Origin of the sequence: Pseudomonas sp. FSL W5-0299 (genome assembly GCF_005930655.1) — a bacterium.
Taxonomy (GTDB): Bacteria; Pseudomonadota; Gammaproteobacteria; order Pseudomonadales; family Pseudomonadaceae; genus Aquipseudomonas; species Aquipseudomonas mandelii.
The window spans coordinates 100733-124980 of record NZ_RXHX01000002.1; the positions used below are offsets into that span (position 1 = coordinate 100733).

23 protein-coding genes are annotated in these 24248 nt (G+C 59.6%); 13 read left to right on the forward strand and 10 right to left on the reverse strand.

What is annotated here, in order from left to right; all coding sequences use genetic code 11:
* Positions 1-68: 68 nt before the first annotated feature.
* Positions 69-509, forward strand: a complete 441-nt coding sequence (gene lysM, locus FHL16_RS04100) for a peptidoglycan-binding protein LysM (RefSeq protein ID WP_010464714.1) — start codon at positions 69-71, stop codon at positions 507-509.
* An 86-nt stretch (positions 510-595) separates the two neighbouring features.
* Here lysM and yrfG read toward each other — a convergent pair whose 3' ends face one another.
* Positions 596-1258 carry a GMP/IMP nucleotidase gene (gene yrfG / locus FHL16_RS04105; RefSeq protein WP_010464712.1) on the reverse strand — a complete coding sequence of 221 codons (663 nt, stop codon included), beginning with the start codon at positions 1256-1258 and terminating at the stop codon, positions 596-598.
* A 90-nt stretch (positions 1259-1348) separates the two neighbouring features.
* Between yrfG and nudE the strand changes: the two genes are divergently transcribed.
* Both nudE and cysQ read left to right on the forward strand, forming a co-directional pair.
* Complete coding sequence (nudE, locus tag FHL16_RS04110; RefSeq protein ID WP_010464710.1) at positions 1349-1915, forward strand: ADP compounds hydrolase NudE; 567 nt, start codon at positions 1349-1351, stop codon at positions 1913-1915.
* Positions 1912-2739, forward strand: a complete 828-nt coding sequence (gene cysQ, locus FHL16_RS04115; protein ID WP_010464708.1) for a 3'(2'),5'-bisphosphate nucleotidase CysQ — start codon at positions 1912-1914, stop codon at positions 2737-2739. Before nudE ends, cysQ begins: the two co-directional genes overlap by 4 nt.
* 170 nt (positions 2740-2909) lie before the next feature.
* Here the strand turns inward: cysQ and FHL16_RS04120 are convergent, their stop codons facing one another.
* Genes FHL16_RS04120 through rfbB form a run of 7 tightly spaced genes read right to left on the reverse strand, consistent with a single transcriptional unit; the run spans position 2910 to position 10004 of the window.
* Positions 2910-3365, reverse strand: a complete 456-nt coding sequence (locus FHL16_RS04120; protein WP_077747513.1) for a YiiD C-terminal domain-containing protein — start codon at positions 3363-3365, stop codon at positions 2910-2912.
* A gap of 40 nt (positions 3366-3405) precedes the next feature.
* The gene (locus tag FHL16_RS04125; RefSeq protein ID WP_010464704.1) at positions 3406-4800 is read right to left on the reverse strand and encodes a sigma-54-dependent transcriptional regulator; all 1395 of its coding nucleotides are present in this window, start codon (positions 4798-4800) and stop codon (positions 3406-3408) included.
* Positions 4797-6605 (reverse strand): sensor histidine kinase, encoded by a 1809-nt coding sequence (locus tag FHL16_RS04130; protein ID WP_010464701.1) that lies wholly within the window; start codon positions 6603-6605, stop codon positions 4797-4799. The genes FHL16_RS04125 and FHL16_RS04130 overlap by 4 nt, the downstream gene beginning before the upstream one ends.
* Positions 6606-6641: 36 nt before the next feature.
* Positions 6642-7511, reverse strand: coding sequence for a dTDP-4-dehydrorhamnose reductase (rfbD, locus tag FHL16_RS04135; RefSeq protein ID WP_010464699.1), 870 nt, complete (start codon positions 7509-7511; stop codon positions 6642-6644).
* Complete coding sequence (gene rfbC, locus FHL16_RS04140) at positions 7508-8053, reverse strand: dTDP-4-dehydrorhamnose 3,5-epimerase (RefSeq protein WP_077747514.1); 546 nt, start codon at positions 8051-8053, stop codon at positions 7508-7510. The genes rfbD and rfbC overlap by 4 nt, the downstream gene beginning before the upstream one ends.
* Positions 8050-8925 carry a glucose-1-phosphate thymidylyltransferase RfbA gene (rfbA, locus tag FHL16_RS04145; protein WP_077747515.1) on the reverse strand — a complete coding sequence of 292 codons (876 nt, stop codon included), beginning with the start codon at positions 8923-8925 and terminating at the stop codon, positions 8050-8052. The genes rfbC and rfbA overlap by 4 nt, the downstream gene beginning before the upstream one ends.
* Entirely contained in the window at positions 8922-10004 is a 1083-nt protein-coding gene (gene rfbB / locus FHL16_RS04150) for a dTDP-glucose 4,6-dehydratase (RefSeq protein WP_077747516.1), read from the reverse strand. The genes rfbA and rfbB overlap by 4 nt, the downstream gene beginning before the upstream one ends.
* Before the next feature lie 281 nt (positions 10005-10285).
* On the opposite strand from rfbB, the gene FHL16_RS04155 reads away from it, so the two are divergent.
* From FHL16_RS04155 to FHL16_RS04170, 4 genes are all read left to right on the forward strand, one after another.
* Complete coding sequence (locus FHL16_RS04155; protein ID WP_077747517.1) at positions 10286-13198, forward strand: aminotransferase; 2913 nt, start codon at positions 10286-10288, stop codon at positions 13196-13198.
* Between the two features lie 296 nt (positions 13199-13494).
* The gene (gene aguB, locus FHL16_RS04160; RefSeq protein ID WP_077747518.1) at positions 13495-14373 is read left to right on the forward strand and encodes an N-carbamoylputrescine amidase; all 879 of its coding nucleotides are present in this window, start codon (positions 13495-13497) and stop codon (positions 14371-14373) included.
* A gap of 4 nt (positions 14374-14377) precedes the next feature.
* Complete coding sequence (gene aguA, locus FHL16_RS04165) at positions 14378-15484, forward strand: agmatine deiminase (protein ID WP_077747519.1); 1107 nt, start codon at positions 14378-14380, stop codon at positions 15482-15484.
* A 245-nt stretch (positions 15485-15729) separates the two neighbouring features.
* A complete protein-coding gene (locus FHL16_RS04170; protein ID WP_010464685.1) occupies positions 15730-15942 on the forward strand; it encodes a hypothetical protein in 213 nt (70 codons plus the stop codon).
* Between the two features lie 206 nt (positions 15943-16148).
* On the opposite strand, the gene FHL16_RS04175 is transcribed toward FHL16_RS04170, so the two are convergent.
* On the reverse strand, positions 16149-18242 hold the full coding sequence (locus FHL16_RS04175) for a TonB-dependent receptor (protein ID WP_077747520.1): 2094 nt from the start codon (positions 18240-18242) through the stop codon (positions 16149-16151).
* Positions 18243-18496: 254 nt separating this feature from the next.
* Here FHL16_RS04175 and FHL16_RS04180 point away from each other — a divergent pair, with 254 nt between their 5' ends.
* From FHL16_RS04180 to FHL16_RS04205, 6 genes are all read left to right on the forward strand, one after another.
* Positions 18497-19111 (forward strand): DsbA family protein, encoded by a 615-nt coding sequence (locus FHL16_RS04180; protein ID WP_077747521.1) that lies wholly within the window; start codon positions 18497-18499, stop codon positions 19109-19111.
* A gap of 233 nt (positions 19112-19344) precedes the next feature.
* Positions 19345-20631, forward strand: coding sequence for an OprD family porin (locus tag FHL16_RS04185; RefSeq protein WP_010464680.1), 1287 nt, complete (start codon positions 19345-19347; stop codon positions 20629-20631).
* 232 nt (positions 20632-20863) lie between these two features.
* A complete protein-coding gene (locus FHL16_RS04190) occupies positions 20864-21613 on the forward strand; it encodes a 2OG-Fe dioxygenase family protein (RefSeq protein WP_010464678.1) in 750 nt (249 codons plus the stop codon).
* 46 nt (positions 21614-21659) lie between these two features.
* The gene (locus FHL16_RS04195; RefSeq protein WP_169857613.1) at positions 21660-22073 is read left to right on the forward strand and encodes a GNAT family N-acetyltransferase; all 414 of its coding nucleotides are present in this window, start codon (positions 21660-21662) and stop codon (positions 22071-22073) included.
* Positions 22070-22786, forward strand: coding sequence for an AzlC family ABC transporter permease (locus tag FHL16_RS04200; protein ID WP_010464674.1), 717 nt, complete (start codon positions 22070-22072; stop codon positions 22784-22786). The genes FHL16_RS04195 and FHL16_RS04200 overlap by 4 nt, the downstream gene beginning before the upstream one ends.
* Entirely contained in the window at positions 22765-23082 is a 318-nt protein-coding gene (locus FHL16_RS04205) for an AzlD domain-containing protein (protein WP_010464672.1), read from the forward strand. The genes FHL16_RS04200 and FHL16_RS04205 overlap by 22 nt, the downstream gene beginning before the upstream one ends.
* Here the strand turns inward: FHL16_RS04205 and FHL16_RS04210 are convergent.
* The gene (locus tag FHL16_RS04210; protein ID WP_042932449.1) at positions 22999-23925 is read right to left on the reverse strand and encodes a LysR family transcriptional regulator; all 927 of its coding nucleotides are present in this window, start codon (positions 23923-23925) and stop codon (positions 22999-23001) included. The two genes, FHL16_RS04205 and FHL16_RS04210, sit on opposite strands and share 84 nt — an antisense overlap.
* Positions 23926-24248: the final 323 nt, after the last annotated feature.

Consider the following 24248-nt stretch of genomic DNA (forward strand, 5'->3'; position numbering starts at 1 on the left):
GGAACCGGGGGTTTCAAGCTTGGTCTAGTCTTTTGCGTCTGGAACCCTAAACCCAAGGAGCGTGCACCATGAGTATTTTTAGCTTTGTGAAAGAAGCAGGCGAAAAACTTATCGATCTACTGACACCGGGCAACGCCAATGCCAGTGAGCAGTTGAAGGAACACATCAGCAAGGTCGGCCTGGGTAACCCGAATGTGCAGGCTACGGTGGACGGCGACAAAGTCACCGTCACCGGTGATGTGGGCAGCCAGGAAGAGAAGGAAAAGATTCTGCTGGCGGTGGGCAATATCGCTGGAGTTGGCAGCGTGGACGATCAGATGACCGTGACCGGGCCGGTGGTAGTGGCCGCAAAGTTTGTCACCGTCGTGAAGGGCGACACCCTCAGCGCTATTTCCTTGCGCGTGTATGGCGATGCCAACAAGTATCAAAAAATCTTCGAGGCCAACAAACCGATGCTCAAGCATCCGGACAAGATCTATCCGGGGCAGACGTTGCGGATTCCTGAGTAATCCTTAAGTCCGTTTGATGGCCTTCGCGGGCAAGTCGGAGCGAGCGATGCGGCGTTCCGACTTGCCCGCGAAGCAGGCGATAAGGTCTAAAGCCCTGCAATAAGCTCCCGATAATCCCCCACCGCCGCAAACTCCGCCGTGTCCTTCGGCCCTTTGCGACTGTCCGGCTCACTCACCGCCAACAGGTGCGCCACCCCAAAACTCTGCGCACTGCGCAGGATCGGCAACGTGTCGTCGATAAACAGGCTGCGCGCCGGGTCGAAACCGATGTCGGCCTGCAACGCCTCCCAGAACTGCGGATTCTCCTTGGGAAAACCATAGTCATGCGAGCTGATCAACCGCTCGAAGTAGGGCGCCAGTTCAATCCGTTCCAGCTTCAATGACAGCGAGTCACGGTGCGCATTGGTGATCATCACCACGCGCTTGCCCGCCTGTTTGATCGCCGCCAGAAACGTGTCCGCATCCGGTCGCAGGGCGATCAGGTGGGCGGTTTCCAGTTTCAGTTCGCGCACCGGCAGTTTCAGCTCGGCGCTCCAGAAATCCAGGCAATACCACTGCAATTGGCCGGCGTTGCGTTCGAACAGCGGCTGCAATTCCATCTCGGCCATGGCCCGGCTGACCCCGTGCAGCTCGGCATAACGCTGAGGCAGGTGCTCCATCCAGAAATGGTTGTCGTAGTGCAGGTCCAGCAGCGTGCCGTCCATATCCAGCAGAACGGTGTCGATGTCGCGCCAGGGCAGCAGGGACATAAAAAACTTCTCCAGCGGTAAAAAAGATATCCGAGGTCAACAATCAGGATAGGCCGGGTATAGTAACCCGCTTACGCCAAGGAGCCTTTCATGCGCCAGAAACCCACCGTACTCGCCCGCGAGATCGTCGCCACCAGCCGTTTGTTCTGCGTCGAGGAGCTGAAGCTGCGCTTTTCCAATGGCGTGGAGCGCACCTACGAGCGCTTGGTCGGCAAAGGCGCCGGCTATGGCGCGGTGATGATCGTGGCGATGCTCGATGCGGATCATGCCGTGCTGGTCGAAGAGTATTGTGGCGGCACCGATGCTTATGAGCTGTCGTTGCCCAAAGGCTTGATCGAGCCGGGCGAAGACGTGCTGGCGGCGGCCGAGCGCGAACTCAAGGAAGAGGCCGGGTATGGCGCGCGGCAACTGGAGCACCTGACCGAGTTGTCGTTGTCGCCCGGTTACATGAGCCAGAAGATCCAGGTGGTGCTGGCCACCGATCTGTACGAAGAGCGCCTGGAGGGCGACGAGCCCGAGCCGATGGGCGTGGACAAGATCAACCTGCGCGAGCTCTCATCCCTGGCGCAGAACCCGCGATTCACCGAGGGCCGTGCCTTGGCGGCGCTGTATCTGGCCCGTGATCTGCTGACTCAGCGAGGGGTGTTTCTGCCATGACGTTCCCGCATCCATTGATGGCGCCTGTGATTGAGCTGGCGCTGAAGGCTGGCGAAGCGATTTTGCCGTTCTGGCGCATCGGCACGGCGGTGACCGCCAAGGCTGACGATTCGCCCGTCACCGCAGCCGATCTGGCCGCCCACCATCTGATCCTGGACGGACTGACGGCACTGGACCCGAGTATTCCGGTGCTGTCCGAAGAAGACGCCAACATTCCCCAAAGCGTGCGAGCCGGCTGGCAGCGTTGGTGGCTGGTGGACCCGTTGGACGGGACCAAGGAGTTCATCTCCGGCAGCGAAGAGTTCACCGTCAACATCGCGCTGATCGAGGAGGGCCGGGTGGTGTTTGGCGTGGTGTCGATGCCGACCAACGGGCGGTTTTATGTCGGTGGCGCCGGTCTGGGCGCATGGCGTGGTGATAAAGGTGCCGAGGCGTTGCCGATTCAGGTTCGTGAGATTCCTGCTGCGGGCGAGGCGTTTACCGTGGTCGCCAGCCGCCGGCATTCAAGCCCCGAGCAGGAACGTTTGCTGGCCGGTTTGAGCGCCAGTCTGGGTGAGTTGCAACTGGCTAATATCGGCAGTTCGTTGAAGTTCTGTTTGCTGGCTGAAGGGGCGGCGGATTGTTATCCGCGCCTGGCGCCGACCTCGCAGTGGGACACGGCGGCGGCCCAAGGTGTGCTGGAAGGGGCGGGTGGTGAAGTGCTGGATTTGAGCGGGAAGCCTTTTTGTTATCCGGCGCGGGAATCGTTGCTGAATGAGTTTTTTCTGGCGCTGCCGGCGAAGGCTGCGTGGCGGGAGAAGTTACTGGAACTGGCCCGATCCTGAGTTCACCCAAACCTGTGGCGAGGGAGCTTGCTCCCGCTGGGCTGCGAAGCGGCCCCAAAACCTAGACTCCGCGCAGCATCAGTTAAACCCGGCTGCCTGATTTGCGACTGCTGCGCCCGAGCGCGGACCGGCCGGCGGGAGCAAGCTCCCTCGCCACAGGTTTTGTGTCTTTACCGGTGCAAGACGTACTGCCCGGTAAACCTCACCGCATCCTCATCACTATCGGCATTGACGATCCGCGAATGCAACGTCAGCCGCGCCCGTCCATAGCGCTGATACATCGCCAGAAACTTCTTCCACACCACCACGCTCGGCGCCTGGCAAATCGCAATCGCGTCCATGGTCACCGGCAGCGGATAAGTGATGTGCCCTTCCTGAATCACAATGTGCCCGCCTTCAATCCCTTCTTCGTGCAAGCGCAAATGCAGCCAGCCCCAACCTGCCAGCACCGCGCCGCAGTACAGGCTGCCGCCGAACATGGTGCTTTTGTGATTGACGTTGGCATCCAGCGGCAAGTGCAGTCGCAGTTGCTGGTCGTGCCAGTCGAGCACTTTGAGGCCCATGTCCCGGGTCAACGGAATATCGCGGTGGAGGACTGATTCCAGGTGACGACTGTCGCGGCTCATTCACGGGTCTCTTTTTTAAAGATGATGATGGGACGGTAGCTCAATCGAGTTCGTCGGTGTGGCTACTGGCGCCGCCGTCGGCGAAGTTCAGGCCGTGCTTGCGCAGTTTGTCGTGCAGAGTCTTGCGCGGAATGCCGAGGGCCTCGGCGAGGCTGCGCACCGAGCTGTGAGAGCGCGCCAGTTCGGCGGCAATCAACGATTTCTCGAAGTTTTCCACTTGCTCGCTCAGGCCGCCGCTGACCACTTCTACGGTCATGCCGGCAGCGCCCTCCGGTGTGTTGTTGTCCAAGGCCAGTTCCAGGCCCAGGGCAAAACGTTCGGCGGCGTTTTGCAGTTCACGCACGTTGCCCGGCCAGGTGTGGCGCAGCAGCAGGGCGCGTTGCCCCGGTTGCAGTTCATGGGGCGGCAAGCCATGGCGGGCGCTGGCTTCGTCGGCGAAATACTGGAACAGCACCAGCGCGTCTTCGCCGCGTTCACGCAGCGGCGGAATACGCAGCGGCGCGACGTTCAGGCGGTAATACAAGTCGGCCCGGAAGCGCCCTTGATCGGCGGATTGACGCAGGTCTTCCTTGGTCGCGGCGATGATGCGGATGTCCAACGGGATCAGTTGATTGCCGCCCAAACGCTCGACCACGCGCTCCTGAAGCAAGCGCAGCAGTTTCACCTGCACATCCAGGCTCATGCTTTCGATTTCATCGAGGAACAGCGTGCCGCCGTTGGCGAACTCGAACTTGCCGATGCGGCGCTTTTGCGCGCCGGTGAAGGCCCCCGGCTCGTGACCGAACAGCTCGCTTTCCACCACCGACTCAGCCAAGGCCCCGGCGTTGATCGCTACAAACGGACCGCTACGGCGGCTCGACAAATCGTGCAGCGCCCGGGCCACGACTTCTTTGCCGGCACCGGTTTCGCCAAGAATCAGCACGTCAGCCTTAGTTGCCGCCAGCGCACCAATTTGCTCGCGCAAGCGCAGCATCGGCGCCGATTGCCCGACCAGTCGGGTGCTCAGTTCATTGCGATCGCTCAGGGCCAGACGCAGGCTGCGGTTATCCAGAACCAGTCGGCGCAGGGCCAAGGCGCGGCGAACGCTGTCCAGCAGCGCGTCGCTGGCGAAGGGTTTTTCCAGGAAGTCATACGCCCCGGCGCGCATCGCTTGCACGGCCAGCGGCACATCGCCGTGGCCGGTGATCAGCAACACGGGCAACTCAGGGTCCTGGGCATGCAGTTCGGTCAGCAGTTCGAGGCCGTCCATGCCCGGCATGCGGATGTCGCTGACCACCACGCCGGGCCAGTCGCGCTCCAGTTGCCCGGCCAGGCCCTTGGCTTCGGCCAGTGGCAGGATTTTCAGGCCCGCCAGGTCCAGCGTCTGGCTCAAAGCTTGACGCAGGTGGGGATCGTCGTCGATCAGCACGACCTGGACACGGTTATCGATGGTCATGCACTTCGGTCCTCGGACGGTTGCAGGCTCACACCCGGTGCGCCTGCGCGCAACTTCAGGGTAATCAGGGCGCCGCCTTCCTTGTGGTTGGCGAACGACAGTTCACCGCCGAAGGCGCGCATCAGGGTTTCGCAAATCGCCAACCCCAGGCCAAGCCCCTGGGTGCGGGTCTTGGTGGTGTAGAAGGGCTCGCTGGCGCGACCAAGGGCTTCCATGCAGAAGCCGGGGCCGTTGTCGCGAATGTACAGCGTGACGCCGTCCGCGGTGGATTGGGCACTCAACCAGAGTTTACGCGGCGGGCCTTTTTCGGTCAGCGCGTCCAGCGCGTTGGCCAACAGGTTGCCGAGTACCTGGCGCAGACGGGTTTCCCCGGCCTCGACCCACAACGTGGCCGCCGGCAAATCGCGGATCAGTTCGACTTCCATGCTTCTCCGACGCTTGGCCAGCAACGCCAGGGCGTCATCCAGCGCTGGTTGCAGGGCGACACTTTCCGGCGCATGGCGATCGCGCCGGGCGAAGGCGCGCAAATGAGCAATGATCGACGCCATGCGTCCGGTCAGTTCGCTGATCAGCTTGAGGTTGCCGCGGGCATCGTCGGTGCGTTGATGATCGAGCAGCACTTCGGCGTTTTCCGCGTAGCTGCGAATGGCGGCCAACGGTTGATTCAATTCGTGGCTGATGCTCGCCGACATCGTCCCCAGCGCCGACAACTTGCCGGCCTGCACCAAGTCGTCCTGGGCGCGCACAAGTTCCTGCTGGGCATGTTCGCGCTCCAGCACTTCCTGTTTCAATCGACGGTTGAGGCCTTCGAGGTCACTGGTCCGCTCGGCGACCCGGCCTTCCAGCTCGCGCCGCGCCTTGGCTTCGAAGGCGATGCGTTCGAGGTAATGGCGGCGGCGCTGCATCATCAGGCCGAGCAGCAACATCAAGACCAGCAACGTCGCGCCGCCAATGGCGACAACGGTACGCACCGGGCGGTCGATCAGGGTGCGGGGGGCGAGGATGCTGACGTTCCAGCCGGTTTCGGCGATCTGCTGGGTTTGAGTCAGCCAGGCGTTGGGGTTGAGCCTCAATGGTTTCGGATCTCGGGTCGGGTACGGCTGGATCGCAGTGATCGCTTTGCTTTCTTCTTCGCTCAATGGCCGGGTCGAGCGGAATCGCCACTCAGGCCGCGACGTGAGGATGACCACACCGTTATGGTCGGTCAGCAGCAGTTGTTCCGGGGTTTTACCCCACAGGCTTTCGGTGTGGTCCAGGTCGACCTTGACCACCAGTACGCCGATGATTTTCTCGCCGTTGCGCACGGCGGCGGCGAAGAAATAGCCGCGCTTGGCTGACGTGGTGCCTAAGCCGAAAAAGCGCCCGAGCCGCCCGGCCATGGCTTCGCTGAAATACGGACGGAAGGAAAAATTGCGGCCGACGAAACTGTCGTGTTTGTCCCAGTTCGATGCGGCCAGGGTCTTGCCCGTGGTGTCCATCAGGTACATGACTTCGGCGCCGGTCTGGGCGCTGATGTTTTTCAACAGGCGATTGGCATTGCCTTGGGTGACGCTGTCATCCGGCGCCCCGAGCACCGCGCGCAGGGCCGGCAGGTCGCCGAGGATCTGCGGCAACACTTCATAACGGTGCAGCGTGCCCAGCAGGTTGGCAACGTAAAGGTCGAGGGTCTGACGGTTCTGCCCGGCCAGCTCGCTGCGGTAGTAACGCTCGGCCAGATGCTCCAGCGGCCACAGCAACGGCGCCAGGCACAGCGCAAGCAGTGCGAGGCTGCGCCAGCGGGGTCTGCGGGGAAGGGTCGGAGTCATGAGCATCGGGCGCCTGTGGGTACAGGCGCATTATGCCTAGGCTTGCTCGTCAAGACACTCGCGCAGCGCGGTTTGCCAGTCAGGCTGACTGACGCCCCATTCGCGTTGCAGGCGGCTGCAATCCAGGCGCGAGTTCAATGGCCGGGCGGCCGGCGTCGGATAGTCGCTGGAGGGGATCGGCAGCAGGTTTGCGCAAGGCTTGCCCTGATCCCGCAGTGCCTGGCCGATGGCTTGGGCGAAACCGAACCAGGAAGTCTCACCCTGAGCGGTCAAGTGATACGTGCCCCAGGCCCCGGCCTGTCCCGCTTGCCAGCGTTCGATCAGTGCGACGGTGCTGCTGGCGATCGTGCCGGCCCAGGTGGGCGCGCCGATCTGGTCGGCGACAATGCGCATCTCCGGCTTTTCTTGCAGCAGGCGTTGCATGGTCAGCAGGAAATTACGACCGTGGGTCGAGTAGACCCAACTGGTGCGCAGGATCAGGTGCTGGCCTTGTACCGCGCTGATCGCTTGCTCGCCGGCCAGCTTGCTCTTGCCGTAAACGCCGAGCGGGTTGGGCAAATCGGCTTCGTTGTAAGGCTCGGCTTTGCTGCCGTCGAAGACATAATCGGTGGAGTAGTGAATCAGCGGGATACCCAGCGCCGACGCTTCTTCGGCCAAAATACCCGGCCCGGTCGCGTTGATGGCAAACGCCAACTCCGGCTCGCTTTCAGCTTGATCGACCGCGGTGTGAGCGGCGGCGTTGATGATCAGGTCCGGGCGAACGCGCTGCACTTGCTGACGAATCTGTTGCGGCTGAGCCAGATCGAGCTGATCGCGACCCAAAACAACCCATTCGCCAACAGCACCCAGGCGAAGCTGCAACTCACGCGAAACCTGACCGTGCTGACCGCAGATAAGAATTTTCATGGAAACAGATCAGCCTCTTGCCAGCTCTTGCCGTGCTGATCCTTATCCGACAACTGTGGTGCGTCTTCCAGTTCCCAGTTGATAGCCAGTGTCGGATCGTTCCAGCGAATGCAACGTTCGGCGGTCGGTTCGTAATAGTCAGTGGTTTTGTAGAGAAACTCGGCGTACTCGCTCAGAACCATGAATCCGTGGGCGAAACCCTCGGGGATCCACAGTTGACGATTGTTTTTGGCGGACAATCGCACGCTGGCCCAGCGACCGAAATTCGGTGAGCTGCGACGGATATCCACCGCAACATCAAGCACTTCACCGGCCGTTACCCGTACAAGCTTTCCCTGAGTATGTTCCAGTTGATAGTGCAAGCCACGGAGCACACCTTTGCGAGAGCGCGAATGGTTGTCCTGAACGAATGCCTTTTTCAGGCCCGTGGCTTGCTCGAACGCCCGGGCATTGAAGCTTTCATAAAAAAAACCGCGCTCATCACCAAAGATTTTAGGCTCAATAATCAGAACGCCGGGTAAATCAGTCTGCGTGACATTCATTGTATTTCTCCGGCAATCTTGAACAGATATTGGCCGTAGCCGGTTTTGCCAAAGTATTGGGCACGATCAAGCAGGTATTCGCGACTGATCCAGCCATTCTGGTAAGCAATTTCTTCGAGGCAGGCGACCTTCAATCCTTGGCGATGCTCGATGGTTTGTACGTACTGTGAGGCTTCGAGAAGGCTGTCGTGAGTACCGGTGTCGAGCCAGGCGAAGCCACGACCAAAGCGCTCGACCTGTAGGTCGCCACGTTGCAGATAGCAATTGTTGACGTCGGTTATTTCAAGTTCGCCTCGAGGAGAGGGTTTGACCGCTTTGGCAATCTTGATGACATCGTTATCGTAGAAATACAGTCCGGTTACCGCATAGCTCGATTTTGGCTTTGTCGGTTTTTCTTCGATCGACAAAGCGCGCCCATCGCTGTCGAAATCGATAACACCGAAGCGTTCCGGGTCCTTGACCCAATAACCAAACACTGTCGCACCACTGACTTGCTTTACTGCGCTCTGTAACTGCTCGCCAAAATGTTGACCATGGAAAATGTTGTCACCCAGAATCAAGCAGACCGGATCGTCACCAATGAACTCTTCACCAATCAGGAAGGCCTGAGCCAGTCCGTCCGGCGACGGCTGTTCGGCGTAGCTGAAGTTGACGCCGAATTGACTGCCGTCACCCAGCAGGTTGCGGTATTGCGGCAAATCCTGAGGCGTGGATATCAGCAAAATATCTTTAATGCCGGCCAGCATCAGGACCGAGATCGGGTAGTAGATCATCGGTTTGTCGTACACCGGCAACAGCTGCTTGGAGACGCCAAGCGTGATCGGGTGCAGACGCGTGCCGGAGCCACCGGCCAAAACGATGCCTTTCATCATGCGAGCAGCTCCTTGGTATTGATGGCACCCAGGCGTTCACCCTGATAACTGCCATCCTGAACGCGACGGCACCATTCCAGGTTATCGAGGTACCACTGAACGGTTTTGCGCAGGCCGGTTTCGAAGGTTTCTTCGGGCACCCAGCCCAGTTCGCGCTCGATCTTGCTCGCGTCGATGGCGTAGCGCAGGTCGTGGCCCGGACGGTCCTGGACGAAGGTAATAAGGTCAGCGAAATGCGCCACGCCTTCAGGCTTGTTCGGTGCCAACTCTTCGAGCAGCGCGCAGATACCACGCACCACGTCGATGTTCTTTTGCTCGTTGTGACCGCCAATGTTGTAGGTCTCGCCGACCACGCCTTCGGTGACCACTTTGAGCAGCGCCCGGGCGTGATCCTCGACAAACAGCCAGTCGCGCACTTGCAGGCCGTTACCGTAGACAGGCAAAGGCTTGCCGGCCAAGGCGTTGAGGATCACCAGCGGAATCAGCTTTTCGGGGAAGTGGAACGGCCCGTAGTTGTTCGAGCAATTGGTCAGCAACACCGGCAAGCCGTAGGTGCGCTGCCAGGCGCGGACCAGATGGTCGGACGCCGCTTTGCTGGCCGAATAGGGTGAGCTGGGCGCGTAAGGCGTGGTTTCGGTGAACAGATCGTCGACGCCATGCAGGTCGCCGTAGACCTCGTCGGTGGAGATGTGATGGAAGCGGAAGGCGCTTTTTTCCGGCTCGGCCAGCGTCTGCCAGTAGGCGCGAGTGGCCTCGAGCAGGCTGTAGGTGCCGACGATATTGGTCTGGATGAAGTCCGACGGACCGTCAATAGAACGGTCGACATGGGATTCTGCCGCCAGGTGCATGATCGCGTGAGGCTGGAAACGTGCCAGTACCGCACTGACGGTGGCCTGGTCGACGATATCGGCCTGGACGAATTCGTAGCGGGTGTCGGTGGCAATGCTGGTCAGCGACTCGAGATTGCCGGCGTAGGTCAGTTTGTCCAGGTTGAGCACTTCGTGTTCGGTGTTCCGAATCAGATGGCGAATCAGGGCAGAGCCAATGAAACCGGCGCCGCCGGTGATGAGAATACGCATGTTGGTTAGCCTTTTTCCGTAAGACAATAAAGCGAATGGAGCATAGCTTGTCGGCAGCCGAGGGGTGGTGCAAGAGGGTTGTTGTCGTAAATTGACTTTGCAGCCTCCTATTGACGGGTAATCGACGTACGGCCTAGCCTTTTTTTATGCGTTACCCCGTCTGGCATGTGGTTTGTCGAAGGTATGATCAGGTGTTTGCCAGGGGCAAGGAGTCTCGGGGGTTGATTCTCGACCGATGCAGTGGCGATATAAGCGCCTAATAAAACTTCAGGGGTCGTTGTATGCCGCTCGCCACGTTGATTCACCGCGCCAGTTTGCCCAGCCCGCAAGTGTCTGCGGAGCAAGCGCTAGAGCTGCTGGAAGGGCATTACGGGCTGAGTGGAAGGTTGCACGCCCTGGGTAGCCAGCAGGACCTCAATTTTCGGGTCGACAGTGATCACGGGCGTTTCGTCCTGAAAATCTGCCGTGGCGACTATTCGGCGCTGGAGCTGCAAGCCCAACATGCCGGACTCAAGCAGTTGGGTGAACACTCCGGCGTGCATGTGCCGCGAGTGATTCCTGCAATAAACGGCGCTGAACTGCTCACGCTGGAAGTCGGGGGGCAGGCCGTGCATATGCGTCTGCTCGATTACATCGAAGGCCAGTCGCTGACGCACCTTGATCATTTGCCCGGTCCGGTGGTGGCCGGTTTCGGTCGGCTGTGCGGCGAAATGGACCTGGCGCTGGCTGCTTTCGAGCATCCGGGCCTTGAGCGCACGCTGCAGTGGGATGCCCGCCACGCCAGTGCGCTGATCGGCCATTTGCTGCCGGTGATCAAGGACGACACGCAACGCCAGTTGATCGCCGACGCGGCGGAACGAGCCGAGCGCCATTTGCTGCCGCTGGTGGACAAGCTGCCGGTGCAGGCGATTCACATGGACATCACCGACGACAACGTGGTCTGGCAGCGTGACTCGCAACGCCAATGGCAGTTGCAGGGCGTGATCGATTTCGGCGACCTGATCCGTACCTGGCGCATCACCGATCTGTCGGTCACTTGCGCGGCGTTGCTGCATCACGCCGATGGCGATCCTTTCTATATTTTGCCGGCGGTCCAGGCGTATCACGCCGTGAATCCGCTCACCCATGAAGAACTGCGGGCGCTGTGGCCACTGATCGTCGCGCGCGCGGCGGTGCTGGTGCTCAGTGGCGAGCAGCAAGTCAGCATCGATCCGGGCAATGATTACAGCCGCGACAACCTGAGCCACGAGTGGGAGATCTTCCGCGTGGCCACGTCGCTGCCGCTGGAATTGATGGAAGCGGCGATTCTGACGTCGGTCGGCCAGACACTGCCGAGCATTGGCAGCGAAGGTTTCGCGCCGTTGCTGCCGAGCCTGGTGGGGCGTGAATTTGCCTTGATTGATCTGGGTGTGCTGAGCCCGCATTTTGAGGCGGGCAACTGGGAGCAAGAGGGGATTGATCAGCGTTTGCTGACTGAAGCTGCGGCGGCTCACGGATTGGCGGCCAGTCGTTATGGTCAATACCGGCTGTCCCGTACTCGTCCAGATAGCTCAGGCGAACCCGACACCTGCCCGTTGCACGTGGAGTTGCGAGTGCCAAACGGCACGGCGGTCGAATCGCCGTTTGCCGGCGTGGTCCATCAGCCGGCGGCGGGTGTGTTGCAACTGGACGGTCCGCAACTGAGCGTGCGGTTGTGGGGCGTGACGCCGTCGCTGCACACCGGCGCGGCGCTGGTCAAAGGTCAGGTGCTGGGTGCGGTCAGCGGGCCGTTGATTGTGCAGTTGTGCCGAGGCGCTTCGTTCGATGCGCCGTTGTTTTGCACGCCGTCTCGCGCACCGGCCTGGCAAGCGTTGTGCCCGTCACCGGCGGCGCTGCTGGGGCTGGCTTGCGATGCTGAAGCCGAGCTCGATTCGCAGACGTTGCTGGCGCGCCGTGACGCCAGTTTCGCGCGCACGCAGAAGCATTATTACGTCGACCCGCCGCGCATCGAGCGTGGCTGGCGCAATCACCTGATCGACATGCAGGGCCGCTCCTACCTCGACATGCTCAACAACGTCGCGGTGCTGGGCCACGGTCATCCGCGCATGGCGGCGGTTGCCAGCCGTCAGTGGTCGTTGCTCAATACCAACTCGCGCTTCAACTACGCGGCGGTGGCCGAGTTTTCCGAGCGCCTGCTGAAGCTGTCGCCGGAGGGCATGGACCGGGTGTTCCTGGTCAACAGCGGCAGCGAGGCCAATGACTTGGCGATCCGTCTGGCATGGGCCTACAGCGGCGGTCGCGACATGCTCAGCGTGCTGGAGGCTTATCACGGCTGGACAGTGGGCGCGGATGCGGTTTCGACCTCGATTGCCGACAACCCGCAAGCCTTGAGCAGCCGTCCCGATTGGGTGCATCCGGTGATCGCGCCGAATACCTATCGCGGCGAATTCCGTGGCCCAGGCAGCGCGCCGGACTACGTGCGCAGCGTCGAACACAACCTGGCGAAAATCGCTGAGCAGAAACGCCAGTTGGCCGGTTTCATCTGCGAACCGGTGTACGGCAATGCCGGCGGGATCTCGCTGCCGCCGGGTTATCTGAAACAGGTCTATGCGTTGGTTCGCGCCCAAGGCGGTGTGTGCATCGCCGATGAAGTGCAGGTCGGCTACGGGCGCATGGGTCACTTCTTCTGGGGCTTCGAGGAGCAAGGCGTGGTGCCGGACATCATCACGATGGCCAAAGGCATGGGCAACGGCCAGCCGTTGGGCGCGGTCATCACCCGCCGGGAAATCGCCGAGGCGCTGGAGGCCGAGGGTTACTTCTTCTCGTCGGCCGGTGGCAGCCCAGTCAGTTGCCAGGTCGGCATGGCGGTGCTGGACGTGATGGAGGAAGAAAAGCTCTGGGAAAACGCTCAGGTGGTGGGGGGGTATTTCAAGGAGCGGCTTGAAGCGCTGATCGATATTCATCCGTTGGTGGGCGCGGTGCATGGTTCCGGCTTCTATCTGGGTGTCGAGCTGATCCGCAACCGCGAGACCCTGGAACCGGCGACCGAAGAAACCACGGCGCTGTGTGACCGGTTGCGGGAGTTGGGGATTTTCATGCAGCCGACAGGGGATTATCTGAACGTACTGAAGATCAAACCGCCGATGGTGACCTCGCGCCGGAGTGTGGATTTCTTTGTCGACATGCTTTCGAAGGTGTTGGGTGAAGGGTTGTAAGGCTTGATACCGTCTTCGCGGGCAAGCCTCGCTCCTACAGAATTTGCGCGATTTCAAATTGGCGCATGGCCTGTAGGAGCGAGGCTTGCCCGCGAAGGGGGTCTCAAAAAAGCCGATTGTTATCGAGTTTAAGTGCTTTAAATAAGACGGGCGGAGTATTAATCGCTTCTAAAGTCGATATTTATCGGCTATAAAGTCGCCATTGCTCACGGCGTGCCTCATCGCGCCCTTGCTTCCCGTTTCTGTCATCGGTCGAGGCCATACTCGACCCATCAGCACTTGCCCGGAGATGATCCATGAGTCGTATCGTTACCGTCGCCGCCACCCAGATGGCCTGTTCCTGGGACCTTGAAGCCAACATCGAGACCGCTGAGAAGCTGGTCCGTGAGGCTGCAGCCAAAGGCGCGCAGATCATACTGATCCAGGAGCTGTTCGAGGCGCCGTACTTCTGCCAGAAACCGAACCCGGATTACCTGCAACTGGCCACGACGGTTGAAGACAACGTCGCCATCAAGCACTTCCGGAAAGTCGCCAAGGAACTGCAAGTGGTGCTGCCGATCAGCTTCTATGAACTGGCCGGCCGCGCCCGTTTCAACAGCATCGCGATCATCGATGCCGACGGCAGCAACCTCGGGATTTATCGTAAAAGCCACATCCCGGACGGCCCGGGTTACCACGAAAAGTATTACTTCAACCCGGGCGATACCGGCTTCAAAGTCTGGAACACCCGTTACGCGAAAATCGGCGTCGGCATCTGCTGGGATCAGTGGTTCCCGGAGTGCGCCCGCAGCATGGCGTTGCTGGGCGCGGAAATCCTGTTCTACCCGACCGCCATCGGCAGCGAGCCGCACGACAAAACCATTTCGTCCCGCGACCACTGGCAGCGCGTGCAACAAGGCCATGCCGGCGCCAACCTGATGCCGCTGATCGCGAGCAACCGCATCGGTAACGAAGAACAGGACGGCTACGACATCACGTTCTACGGCTCATCGTTCATCGCCAACCAGTTCGGCGAGAAGGTCCAGGAACTCGACAAGACTGAAGAGGGCGTGCTGGTCCAGAGCTTCGACCTCGACGAGCTGGAGCACATTCGCAGCGCGTGGGGTTCGTTCCGTGATCGTCGCCCGAACCTATACAATGCGATCAAAACCCTCGACGGTTCCCTGGAGTCCTGATCGCATGACCACTTTAAACAGCACCCCGCGCGCCGATGGCTTCTACATGCCCGCCGAGTGGGCGCCACAAACCCAGACCTGGATGATCTGGCCGGAGCGCCCGGACAACTGGCGCCTGGGCGGCAAACCCGCGCAAGCCGCGCACGTGGCCGTCGCCAAGGCCATCGCCCGTTTCGAACCGGTGACCGTGGCGGTCTCTGCCGGCCAATACGAAAACGCCCGTGCCCGTCTCGACGTGCCGAATATTCGTGTGGTCGAGATGTCCAGCGACGACGCCTGGGTTCGCGACACCGGCCCGACGTTCGTCATCAATAACAGTGGCGAAGTCCGTGGTGTGAACTGGGACTTCAACTCGTGGGGCGGTTTCGATGGCGGTTTGTACTCGCCGTGGAACCGCGACTCGCAGGTGGGCGGCAAGATCCTCGAGATCGAGCGCAGCCAGCGCTACCGTACCCAGGGCTTCGTGCTCGAGGGCGGTTCGATTCACGTCGATGGCGAAGGCACCCTGATCACCACCGAAGAATGCCTGCTCAACCGCAATCGCAACCCGCACCTGAGCCGGGGGGAAATCGAAGCGGTGCTCAGTGCTCATCTGGCTGTGGATAAGATCATCTGGCTGCCGGACGGTCTGTTCAACGACGAAACCGACGGCCATGTGGATAACTTCTGCTGCTACGTGCGTCCGGGTGAAGTATTGCTGGCCTGGACCGATGATCCGCAGGACCCGAACTACCCGCGCTGCCAGGCGGCAATGAAAGTGCTGGAAAGCAGCACCGATGCCAAGGGTCGCCCATTCACGGTGCACAAGATGCCGATCCCGGGACCGCTGTATGCGACCGAGGAAGAGTGTGCCGGCGTGGATCCGGTGGACGGGACTCAGGAGCGTAATCCGAGCGTGCGTCTGGCCGGTTCCTACGTGAACTTCCTGATCGTCAACGGCGGCATTATCGCGCCGAGTTTCGACGACCCGCTGGACGGTCCTGCGAAAGAGATTCTGCAGGCGCTATTCCCGCAGCATGAAGTGGTGATGGTGCCGGGCCGCGAACTGTTACTGGGGGGCGGTAACATCCACTGCCTTACCCAACAACAGCCGGCGCCGCACAAGGAGTGAGTGGGGTTGTAACAGCCTGAACCGGCTGAAAAATCACCAAGACGCCGGTTTATCCCCGCTCTTCACCCAGAAGCCCGCAGCCCCAAAGGACTGCGGGCTTCTTTGTATCCACTTGTCGACACTTGGGAAACATTGGCACAGCTCTTGTATCTGTCACGGAGTGAAACAGGGAGGGGGAGGACTTCGATGTTCTGTCATAAACCTTGGATAAGTTAGCCGCTCACGAACCAGGAGAGAGCGCTGAAATGAACGCCGAAGTGAACGTAGTGAGAGAGCGGGCGTTGCATCCCCTGGCAGTTAATAGCGAATCGCTCCAGGTCCTGGCGCACTGGTTGAAGTCCAATGGAACGCGTCAGATCAGAGAACCTGATCCGCGCCGGATGATGATCGAGCGCTACCCCGCTGGTTTATTCAGCGAGGCGGAACTGGAAGCGTTGTGGGATGTGATGGAAGGATAAGAAGAAAAAACAAAGGATTGATGAGAGCGCTGCCGGGATGGCGGCGCTTTTTTATGGGCGATGGATTTGTAAGCTACACCCTGACCATTGTAGGAGCGAGCCTGCTCGCGATGGCGGCCTGGCAGTCACATTAACGTTGACTGACCCGCCGCCATCGCGAGCAGGCTCGCTCCCACAGGTGATTGGTGGGAACACATCAGCAGTGTTTAGAAGCTGTAGGTCCCCGTCACCACCAGGCTGCGCGGTTCGCCGGGTTGAATCTGCGCCGCGCTGGTGGCCGACGAGTAATAGGTCTTGTCGCTGATGTTGTTCAGTGCCGCACGCAAGTCCCAATCCTTCTGCCGGAATCCGGCCAGTGCATCCCAACGGCCATAACCCGGCAGTACGACGGTGTTGAGGTTATCGGCGTAACGCTGGCCGACCAAGGTCAACCCGGTTTCCGCATACCAGCCCATTTCCGGTTTCCAGGTCAGGAACAGACTGCCGTTGTGCTTGGCCACGTTGCTGATGCGTTTGCCTTCAAAGCCGTTGTTGTCCTTCTCGACCGTCGCGTCCTGTACGCCCACGCCACCGCGCACGTACCAGTTGCCGGCAATTTTACCGGTGCCGGTCAGCTCGATCCCGCGGGAACGTTGCAGGCCCGAGAGCAAGGTGACGGTCGGGTTGAGGGGATCGCTGGTGCGGCGGTTGTAGAGTTCCAGTTCGTAGATTGCCAGGGTGGTGCTCAGGCGGTCGTCGAGCCAGTCGCTCTTCACGCCGATTTCCTTCTGCTTGGTCAGCTCCGGGCTCAAGTCGTTGCTGTTACCGGCCGCGCCGGGCGTGATGCCGATCAAGCCGCCGCCCACTGGCGAGAACGTCTTGGTCCAGGAGGCATAGAAGGAATGATTCTGCAGCGGCGTCCAGACCAGGCCTACACGCGGGCTTGTGCTGTGGCTGTCACGGTCTTCGGAAATGTCGCGCAGCTTGTTGGTCGATTCGATGTCGAACGTGTCGTAGCGCAAACCGGCCAGCAGTTGCCATTGATCGTTCAGACGCAATTGATCCTGCACGTACACCGCACGGCTTTCGACTTCGGTGTGGTTGTCGCTGGACACCTGCATGCGGCCGGTGTGGCGCAGATCGCGATTCGGGTTGTGCAGGTCCAGCGCCGGCACCGGCGAGCTGCCCGGTCCGGAAGTGGCCGCGTTGTAAAGGGTCGGATCGCGGCGTTGACTGCCGATCTCGATCCCGGTCAGCAGGCGATGCTCCAGGCCGAAGGTGTCGAAACCTCCCTCCAGTTCGACGTTGTTGTAGACATTGCGGGTGGTCAGGTCTTGCTGCCAATGCTGACGCGTGACCTTGTTGGTGGCCGGGGTGTATCCGGTCAGGTACGTGTTGTCGAAATCGCTGTCGAGCTTGAACACGCCCAGGGTGTGGCGCAGCTGCCAGTTGTCGCTCAGTTCATAGCTGAGTTTGGAGCGCAGGGATTGCGACTTGTCGTCGATGAAATCGTGCTCGCTGCCGTAGGTCGTATCGCGTCCTACGTCTGCCGGGCGCCCGTTTACGCCAGGAATACCGCGATCCGGCGTGCGGTTGTAACGGCTGTATTCGTATTGCACCAACCAGTTCAGGTCCGGCGTCAATTGCCAGCTCATGGATGGCGCGAACAGTTGGCGGTTGCCGCTGACACCCTCGCGAAAGCTGTTCTGATCCATGTTGCCCATGTTCAGGCGCAGGCTGATGTTCTCGGACGGATCGGTGCTGAGGTCGGCATAAAGGCTGCGTAAATCATCGCTGCCGCCCTGGGCTTCGATGGTCGAACGGCGGCCGAACTCGGGCAGTTTGCTGACCCGGTTGACGATTCCGCCCTGGCTGCCACGCCCGTATAACACGGCGGCCGGCCCTTTGAGGACTTCGATACGCTCGATGTTGTGCAAGTCGCGCACGTATTGGCTGTCGTCACGAATGCCATCGAGGTAGAAGTCGTTGCTCGCATCGAAACCGCGGATACGCAGGCTGTCGAAACGAGTGTCTGCACCGCTGCTGACGTTGGGGATGCCGCTCAATGCAGTGCCCAGATCATTGGTGCCGTAATCCGAGACGTTCGAGGTTTTAATCGAGTCGATGGCTTGTGGCACGTAGCGCACCGGAGTCGCAGTCCGGGTGGCGGTGCTGGTTTCCTTTACTCGCGGATCGTCGGCCTCCGCTTCGGCACTGATCGAGGTTTCGGGTAAAACGGTGGTCGCGGCGCAAGTGAAACCGGCAGATAGAAAAGCAGAAAGCCCAAGGGTGGCGGGCATAAGGCGGAAGGGGGCAGGCATCTGAAGCGCATCCGAAAGGGTAGAAGAGTTCGAGGGTGCGAATGGTAATGCTTGTTATTTACTTCCGTTAATTATTCTTGAAAAGCTTCGTTGTTCGATTGTTTCAAGCTGTGTCGAGATTACTACAGAGATTCGTCGAGGCTATTCGACCGATTCATGAAACAGACTGAACGCCATTCCAGCGTTTTTCCGCAACGGTCCGAGGATTAGTCTGCCGGCACTGAGTTTCCCTGATTGATTGCCGGAGTCTTTCCATGATCCTTCACTATATTTACGACCCTTTGTGCGGCTGGTGCTACGGCGCCAAACCGCTGGTGCACGCCGCCCAAGGCGTGTTGCCAGTGATCGCCCACGGTGGCGGCATGATGAGCGGTGCCAACCGCAAAGCCGTTTCGCCACAATTGCGCAACTATGTGATGCCCCACGACCGCCGAATCGCCGAGTACACCGGCCAGCCATTTGGCGAAGCGTATTTCGAAGGTTTGCTACGCGACGACACGGCGGTGTTCGATTCCACCCCGCCAATCGCTGCGGTGCTGGCCGCCGAACACATCGCCGGCCGTGGGCTTGAGTTGCTGGGGCGTTTGCAAACCGCCCATTACGTGGAAGGGAGGCGGATTGCCGATGAGGCGGTGTTATTTGAGCTGGCAAAAGAGATTGGACTTGAGCCTGATGCCTTTGCGTCAGCCTTCATAAGCACCGACTCGGATCGCCACATCAAGGACAGCCGCGCATTGCTGGCCCGTGTCGGTGGTCAAGGTTTTCCGACCTTGGCGTTGGAGCAAAATGGTCATTTCACGGTGGTCGATATCAGCCCTTGGCTTGGTAAGCCGCAAGCGTTCGCGTCCTGGCTTGCTCAGTCCGCTTAGATGTTTTTCGCCTATGGATAGACGATTCATCAAATTGACACAGCCTTCTGGGCGCGGCTACGATCGCGCCCAACGCCTGTGGCTAACCGCCATGACTCATAAAATAATAAAAAGGCCCGCCACGATTTCTTCGTGGGCGGGCCTTTTTGTTTTGGGGTGAAAAAAGAGTGCGATAGCGCCGTTTCAGCCGTTCGACACAGCGCGTATCAACCGGTAATAAGGAAAAAAACAAAATGTTGAATAAGCGAATCAGCTTGATCGCTCTGGGGATGTTGAGCGCTACACAGGCCATGGCTAACGACCAGGCCGAATCCAAGGGATTTGTTGAAGACAGCAGCCTCAAAGTGCTGCTGCGCAACGCCTACATCAATCGTGATTACAAAGACGGTCGTGCGGACAAAGCCGAATGGGGCCAAGCGGCCATCGGCACGTTCTCGTCCGGCTTCACCCAAGGCACCGTCGGTGTCGGTGTGGATGCTTTCGGTCTGTACGCACTGCGTCTGGATGGCGGCAAGGGTCGCACCGGCGCACAAGGCATCGACTTCTTTAAAAAGGGCGACAGCGGCAACGCGGCTGACGACCTGTCCAAAGGCGGTGCAGCAGTCAAATTCCGTGTCTCCAGCACCACGCTGACCTACGGCGACCAGATGCCGGCCCTGCCGGTACTGAGCTACGACAACTCGCGCCTGCTGCCGGAAAGCTACACCGGCACCTTGATCACCTCCAAGGAGATCAAAGGCCTGGAGCTGAACGCCGGTCGCTTCACCGCCGAATCGCGCAAAAGCGCTGAAGGCCGTGACAGTGGCGGTCTGAAGTCGATCAACGTATTGGGCGGTAGCTACCAGTTCACCGAACAATTCAAGGCGGCGCTGTACGCATCCGACGTTGAAGACGTGTTGAAGAAGCAATACGTGAACGCCAACTACGTGTTCCCGATCGACAAGGATCAGTCCCTGACCCTGGACTTCAACGGCTATCGCACCAAGCTGGATGATTCCTACGTTCGCGAAAGCGGCGCTACCGGCGACGACAACAAAATCTGGAGCCTGGCGGCGACCTTCGCCACCGGCCCGCACTCGTTCACCCTCGCGCACCAGCGCAGCACCGGCGACAGCAATCTGGGCTACGCCTACGGCGGTTACCAGAAGGACCAAGGTCGTGTCGGCGACGGCGGCAACACCATCTACCTGGCGAACTCCTACTGGTCTGACTTCAACGCCGAAGACGAGCGCAGCTGGCAGTTGGGCTACGGCCTGGACTTCACCGCATTCGGCGTTCCTGGCCTGAGCTACAACTTCGCCTACGTGCGCGGTGACAACATCACCACGTCCACCAGCGAAGGCGGCACCGAGCGTGAAATCTTCAACCAGTTCAAGTACGTCGTGCAAAGCGGCCCGGCCAAAGACCTGAGCGTGAAACTGCGCAGCTCGATCCTGCGTGTCTCGCAGAAATCCAGCGAGTACAACGTCAGCGGTAACGAAGTGCGTGTGTTCGTGGATTACCCGATCAACATCTTCTGATGATCGACTGAGTGTTCAACATTCACTAAAGAACCCCGACTGGCTCGGGGTTTTTTTTCGCTTGAGAACCGTTGAAAAACGCATAAAAAGGCCATTTTCGATCGTAAAAAGTCAAACTAAAGCAACGTCATGCTTCGTTTCAAGCAGCGCTTGATATGCCTCAAATTCTTTCTCATGGACGTAAATCCTGTGCTCTCTAGATTAGGCAGCTAAATGCACGGAGATTTTTAAAATGATCGTTTTGAACAAAGAAGTGGGCGAATTTCTACGGCGTGACAAATATGCGAACGTCCGGGGTGCTGACTTCAATCTTTTCGGTCATTTCAACGATTTCGTCAGATTGACCAAAAGCTGGGAAAACATGGAGCCGGACAGTTACTACGGACAGTCCGAGGCGGGCATGCGCTACCGTCGCTACAGCGATTTCGAGTACAACCCGGTCACGCGCGATCTGAAGCAACTGGAACACCGCGCCTATGTTCAGTCCAAGGCGAACAACAGTTACGTTGGCGGGATGGTTCGGCACTTCCAAGACTTCTCTGATGAAATCATCAGTTCGCCGGTGATGCGCAGCCTGATCGACACCGACTTCGAAGTGTACAAAAACGTTTTGCCACCTGAGTTGCACGACGAAATCTGGCAGTGCCAGATTCATCAGATCCGCATCGAGATCAAGCCCGGCAAACAACTGGAAATCACCCCGGAAGGTATTCACTGCGACGGTTATCCGTTCAGCGGCGTGCACTTCTGGGGACGCAATAACGTTGAAGGGGCAGAGAGCCGGTTGTACGACACGGAAAACCAGGAGCACCTGGCCTCGACGACGTATCAGGAAATCCTCGACACCACCTACTTTCTCGATCGCGACATGCGTCACTACGTGACACCGGCACGCAATACCCATTCTCACGACATGGCGTACCGGCAGATTCTGGCGATCTCTTTCTCGCGGCCCGGGACCGCTTTCGACATTGTTCGCTGAACAGTACAACACCGTGACCAGCCTCGCCGAGTGCCCCGCACCGGTGATGCTGCGGCGCACCACGGCCAAGGATGCACAGCGCCTGGAACGCTTCTTTCGGCAATTCGAAGAAGTGTCTTTCTGTGAATGGCAGGACGCCAAATGCCTGCGCAGTGTGCTGGTGCAGAAGACCACCACCGCGTTTATCGCACTGGACGTCAGCGGCGAAATCGTCGGCGCGGTGTTGGGCGGAATGCTCGGCAGTCGCGGCACGATCAACCACCTCGCCGTGAGCCCGGATTACCGCAGCCAAGGCGTCGGTCAACGCCTGGTTGAAGCAGCGTCGTCAGACATGAAGCGCGTGGGCGTGCTGCGGATGTTCCTGTTTGTCGACGATGCTAACCTTGCCGGCCAGCGCTTCTGGAGTGCCCAGGGTTTTTGCGAGCCGCGGGGCGAAAGAACATTTGAGAGGGACCTATGAATGAGACGTCCAGCAGCCAGCCGCTGATGGTCGAGCCGCACGCTTCGCGCACCTTCGCCGAAGCCAGCCCGGTGGTTGCGGGTTACTTCACGGTGTCGTTTGTGTTCGGTTTGATGGCGGTGAATGCCGGGTTGCCTGTGTGGTTGCCGGTCGCCATGTGCCTGTTCGTGTATGCCGGCGCTTCGCAGTTCGCCGCCCTCGCGCTGATTTCCAGCGGTGCGTCGCTGACCACCATCATCCTCACCACGTTTCTGATCAACGCGCGGCACATGCTGATGTCGGTCTACATGGCCAAGGCGTTGCAGGCAATGGGCCTCAGCCGAATGGAGCGCTGGTGTTACGCGGGTGGGCTGACCGATGAGTCGTTCGCTTTTCACAGCGTCAAACTGGGCAAAGGCTCGCCCGTCAACGTGCGTTACCTGATCGGTTTCAATCTGTATTGCCACACCTCGTGGGTGCTCGGCGGTTTGCTGGGGGCGATTTGCGCGCAGTATGCGGCGCACTTGATCCAGTATCAGCTCGACTACGCGTTGACCGCGATGATGCTCTACGTGCTGGTGTCGCTGTGCAACACGCGTAACAAACTCATCGCCGCACTGGCCGCCGTCGCCTGCATGGGCGTGCTGAGCCTGGTCGGCAGCTCGCCCTTCAACGTATTCATCGCCACATTTGTGGGCTGCGGGGTGGGCGTATGCCTGACCAAACGTTCCTGATTCTGGTCGTTGTGCTGATGATGGCCGTGACCTTCTTGCCGCGCGCATTGCCGCTGCAAGTGAACACTGACCATTGGCCGCCCTTCGTCGCCCGGGCGCTGGAATACCTGCCGGTGGCGATCGTCGCTGCAATCAGCCTCACGCCGTTGTTGATCAAGGATCAGCACGTGCAGCTCGATCGCCCGGAATTTTATGCCGCGATTCCGACGTTGTTATGTGCGTATTTCAGCAAAAACCTCTTTCTCTCCGTTGCGGTGGGAACGGCTGCGTACATTGCGCTCGGCTCGTTCATGTAGCGGGAGGTCGACCACATCGTGCAAAGCCTGGCCCGACAACTCAGGATTATTGATCGCCAGCCGCACTTCAAGGGCATCCTCGAAGCCGGGGAAAATCGTCAGGCCATTGCGCTGGGCTGCATCCCGCGAAACCATGCCAAGGCCGTCCATCTGGGTGATCAACGACAGCGTCAGGGTTTCGCTGCACGAATAGACCATCCGCTTGCCCGACTCGTAATTGCCCAGACCCGCGTCGAGAAAGCGCAAGAAGCTGTGGGAATACGGACAATCGTCTGCCGGACGCACCTGAAACTTGTTGCCGAGCAGCACCAGCGGATCATGTTCCTGACCGCAATGCGCACCGACCACCTGCACCTGGACCTCGGGCAGGATGATGCTGGGCAATCCCGGCTTCTGCGGACCAATCAGCACCGCCAGGTCAAAGTCTTCGTTCTTCAGCTTGCTGAGGTTTTCCATCGACTCGGCGTAGCTGAATTCCAGCTGATAGTCGGGAAACACCTCAATCAGGCGTCCGATCATTCGCCGATTGAAGTCAGCCGACAGCGTCGTGTTCAGCGCTACCTTGAGCGTGCGCTGCCCAGGCACCTTCAACGCGGCGACTTTTTCTTCCAGTTGCCGCGTGGCAACCAACACCTTGTCCATGTAAGGCGTGAGTTCCGTGCCCTGCGTGGTCAGGGTCAACCCCTTGTTGGAGCGACGAAACAACCGAAAACCGAACTGTTCTTCGACCTTGTTCAACTGCGCGGCCAACGCCTGCACGGTTAAACAGGAATGCTCTGCCGCCGCCGACAAAGAGCCGGTCTGAACAATGCGCATGAGGTTGCGTAGGGTTCTGCTATCCATTGGGTAATGCCCTCTAAAGTGGGCTGGCTATTGTTGAGTACCTGGCCGCCGGTTGGGCGATACGTGCTGGCTATAATCCTGCACCTGAACACGCTTGTCCCGAGTTTAGTAGCGAATTGATGCTGCGTCCGATGGTTGGAGGCTTACATAGAGTCGAGGTTTTTTGGGAATGTTGGGTGATCAGGGTCAAAAAAATGCTCAGGCCGGGAGGTTTGGGCATTTTTTTTGGGGTGTGTGAATGCTCGACCTTGCCGCTTTTCTTTATCTGAGGGCGGCTACTGCGGTGGCTGGCAAAGGTATTTGTGAAAAAACAGGTTTCCTCC

Bases quoted from the DNA above. Each gene is read 5' to 3' on its own strand.
- lysM (WP_010464714.1), top strand. From the start codon at position 69: ATGAGTATTTTTAGCTTTGTGAAAGAAGCAGGCGAAAAACTTATCGAT.
- yrfG (WP_010464712.1), bottom strand. From the start codon at position 1,258: ATGTCCCTGCTGCCCTGGCGCGACATCGACACCGTTCTGCTGGATATG.
- nudE (WP_010464710.1), top strand. From the start codon at position 1,349: ATGCGCCAGAAACCCACCGTACTCGCCCGCGAGATCGTCGCCACCAGC.
- cysQ (WP_010464708.1), top strand. From the start codon at position 1,912: ATGACGTTCCCGCATCCATTGATGGCGCCTGTGATTGAGCTGGCGCTG.
- FHL16_RS04120 (WP_077747513.1), bottom strand. From the start codon at position 3,365: ATGAGCCGCGACAGTCGTCACCTGGAATCAGTCCTCCACCGCGATATT.
- FHL16_RS04125 (WP_010464704.1), bottom strand. From the start codon at position 4,800: ATGACCATCGATAACCGTGTCCAGGTCGTGCTGATCGACGACGATCCC.
- FHL16_RS04130 (WP_010464701.1), bottom strand. From the start codon at position 6,605: ATGACTCCGACCCTTCCCCGCAGACCCCGCTGGCGCAGCCTCGCACTG.
- rfbD (WP_010464699.1), bottom strand. From the start codon at position 7,511: ATGAAAATTCTTATCTGCGGTCAGCACGGTCAGGTTTCGCGTGAGTTG.
- rfbC (WP_077747514.1), bottom strand. From the start codon at position 8,053: ATGAATGTCACGCAGACTGATTTACCCGGCGTTCTGATTATTGAGCCT.
- rfbA (WP_077747515.1), bottom strand. From the start codon at position 8,925: ATGATGAAAGGCATCGTTTTGGCCGGTGGCTCCGGCACGCGTCTGCAC.
- rfbB (WP_077747516.1), bottom strand. From the start codon at position 10,004: ATGCGTATTCTCATCACCGGCGGCGCCGGTTTCATTGGCTCTGCCCTG.
- FHL16_RS04155 (WP_077747517.1), top strand. From the start codon at position 10,286: ATGCCGCTCGCCACGTTGATTCACCGCGCCAGTTTGCCCAGCCCGCAA.
- aguB (WP_077747518.1), top strand. From the start codon at position 13,495: ATGAGTCGTATCGTTACCGTCGCCGCCACCCAGATGGCCTGTTCCTGG.
- aguA (WP_077747519.1), top strand. From the start codon at position 14,378: ATGACCACTTTAAACAGCACCCCGCGCGCCGATGGCTTCTACATGCCC.
- FHL16_RS04170 (WP_010464685.1), top strand. From the start codon at position 15,730: ATGAACGCCGAAGTGAACGTAGTGAGAGAGCGGGCGTTGCATCCCCTG.
- FHL16_RS04175 (WP_077747520.1), bottom strand. From the start codon at position 18,242: ATGCCTGCCCCCTTCCGCCTTATGCCCGCCACCCTTGGGCTTTCTGCT.
- FHL16_RS04180 (WP_077747521.1), top strand. From the start codon at position 18,497: ATGATCCTTCACTATATTTACGACCCTTTGTGCGGCTGGTGCTACGGC.
- FHL16_RS04185 (WP_010464680.1), top strand. From the start codon at position 19,345: ATGTTGAATAAGCGAATCAGCTTGATCGCTCTGGGGATGTTGAGCGCT.
- FHL16_RS04190 (WP_010464678.1), top strand. From the start codon at position 20,864: ATGATCGTTTTGAACAAAGAAGTGGGCGAATTTCTACGGCGTGACAAA.
- FHL16_RS04195 (WP_169857613.1), top strand. From the start codon at position 21,660: ATGCTGCGGCGCACCACGGCCAAGGATGCACAGCGCCTGGAACGCTTC.
- FHL16_RS04200 (WP_010464674.1), top strand. From the start codon at position 22,070: ATGAATGAGACGTCCAGCAGCCAGCCGCTGATGGTCGAGCCGCACGCT.
- FHL16_RS04205 (WP_010464672.1), top strand. From the start codon at position 22,765: ATGCCTGACCAAACGTTCCTGATTCTGGTCGTTGTGCTGATGATGGCC.
- FHL16_RS04210 (WP_042932449.1), bottom strand. From the start codon at position 23,925: ATGGATAGCAGAACCCTACGCAACCTCATGCGCATTGTTCAGACCGGC.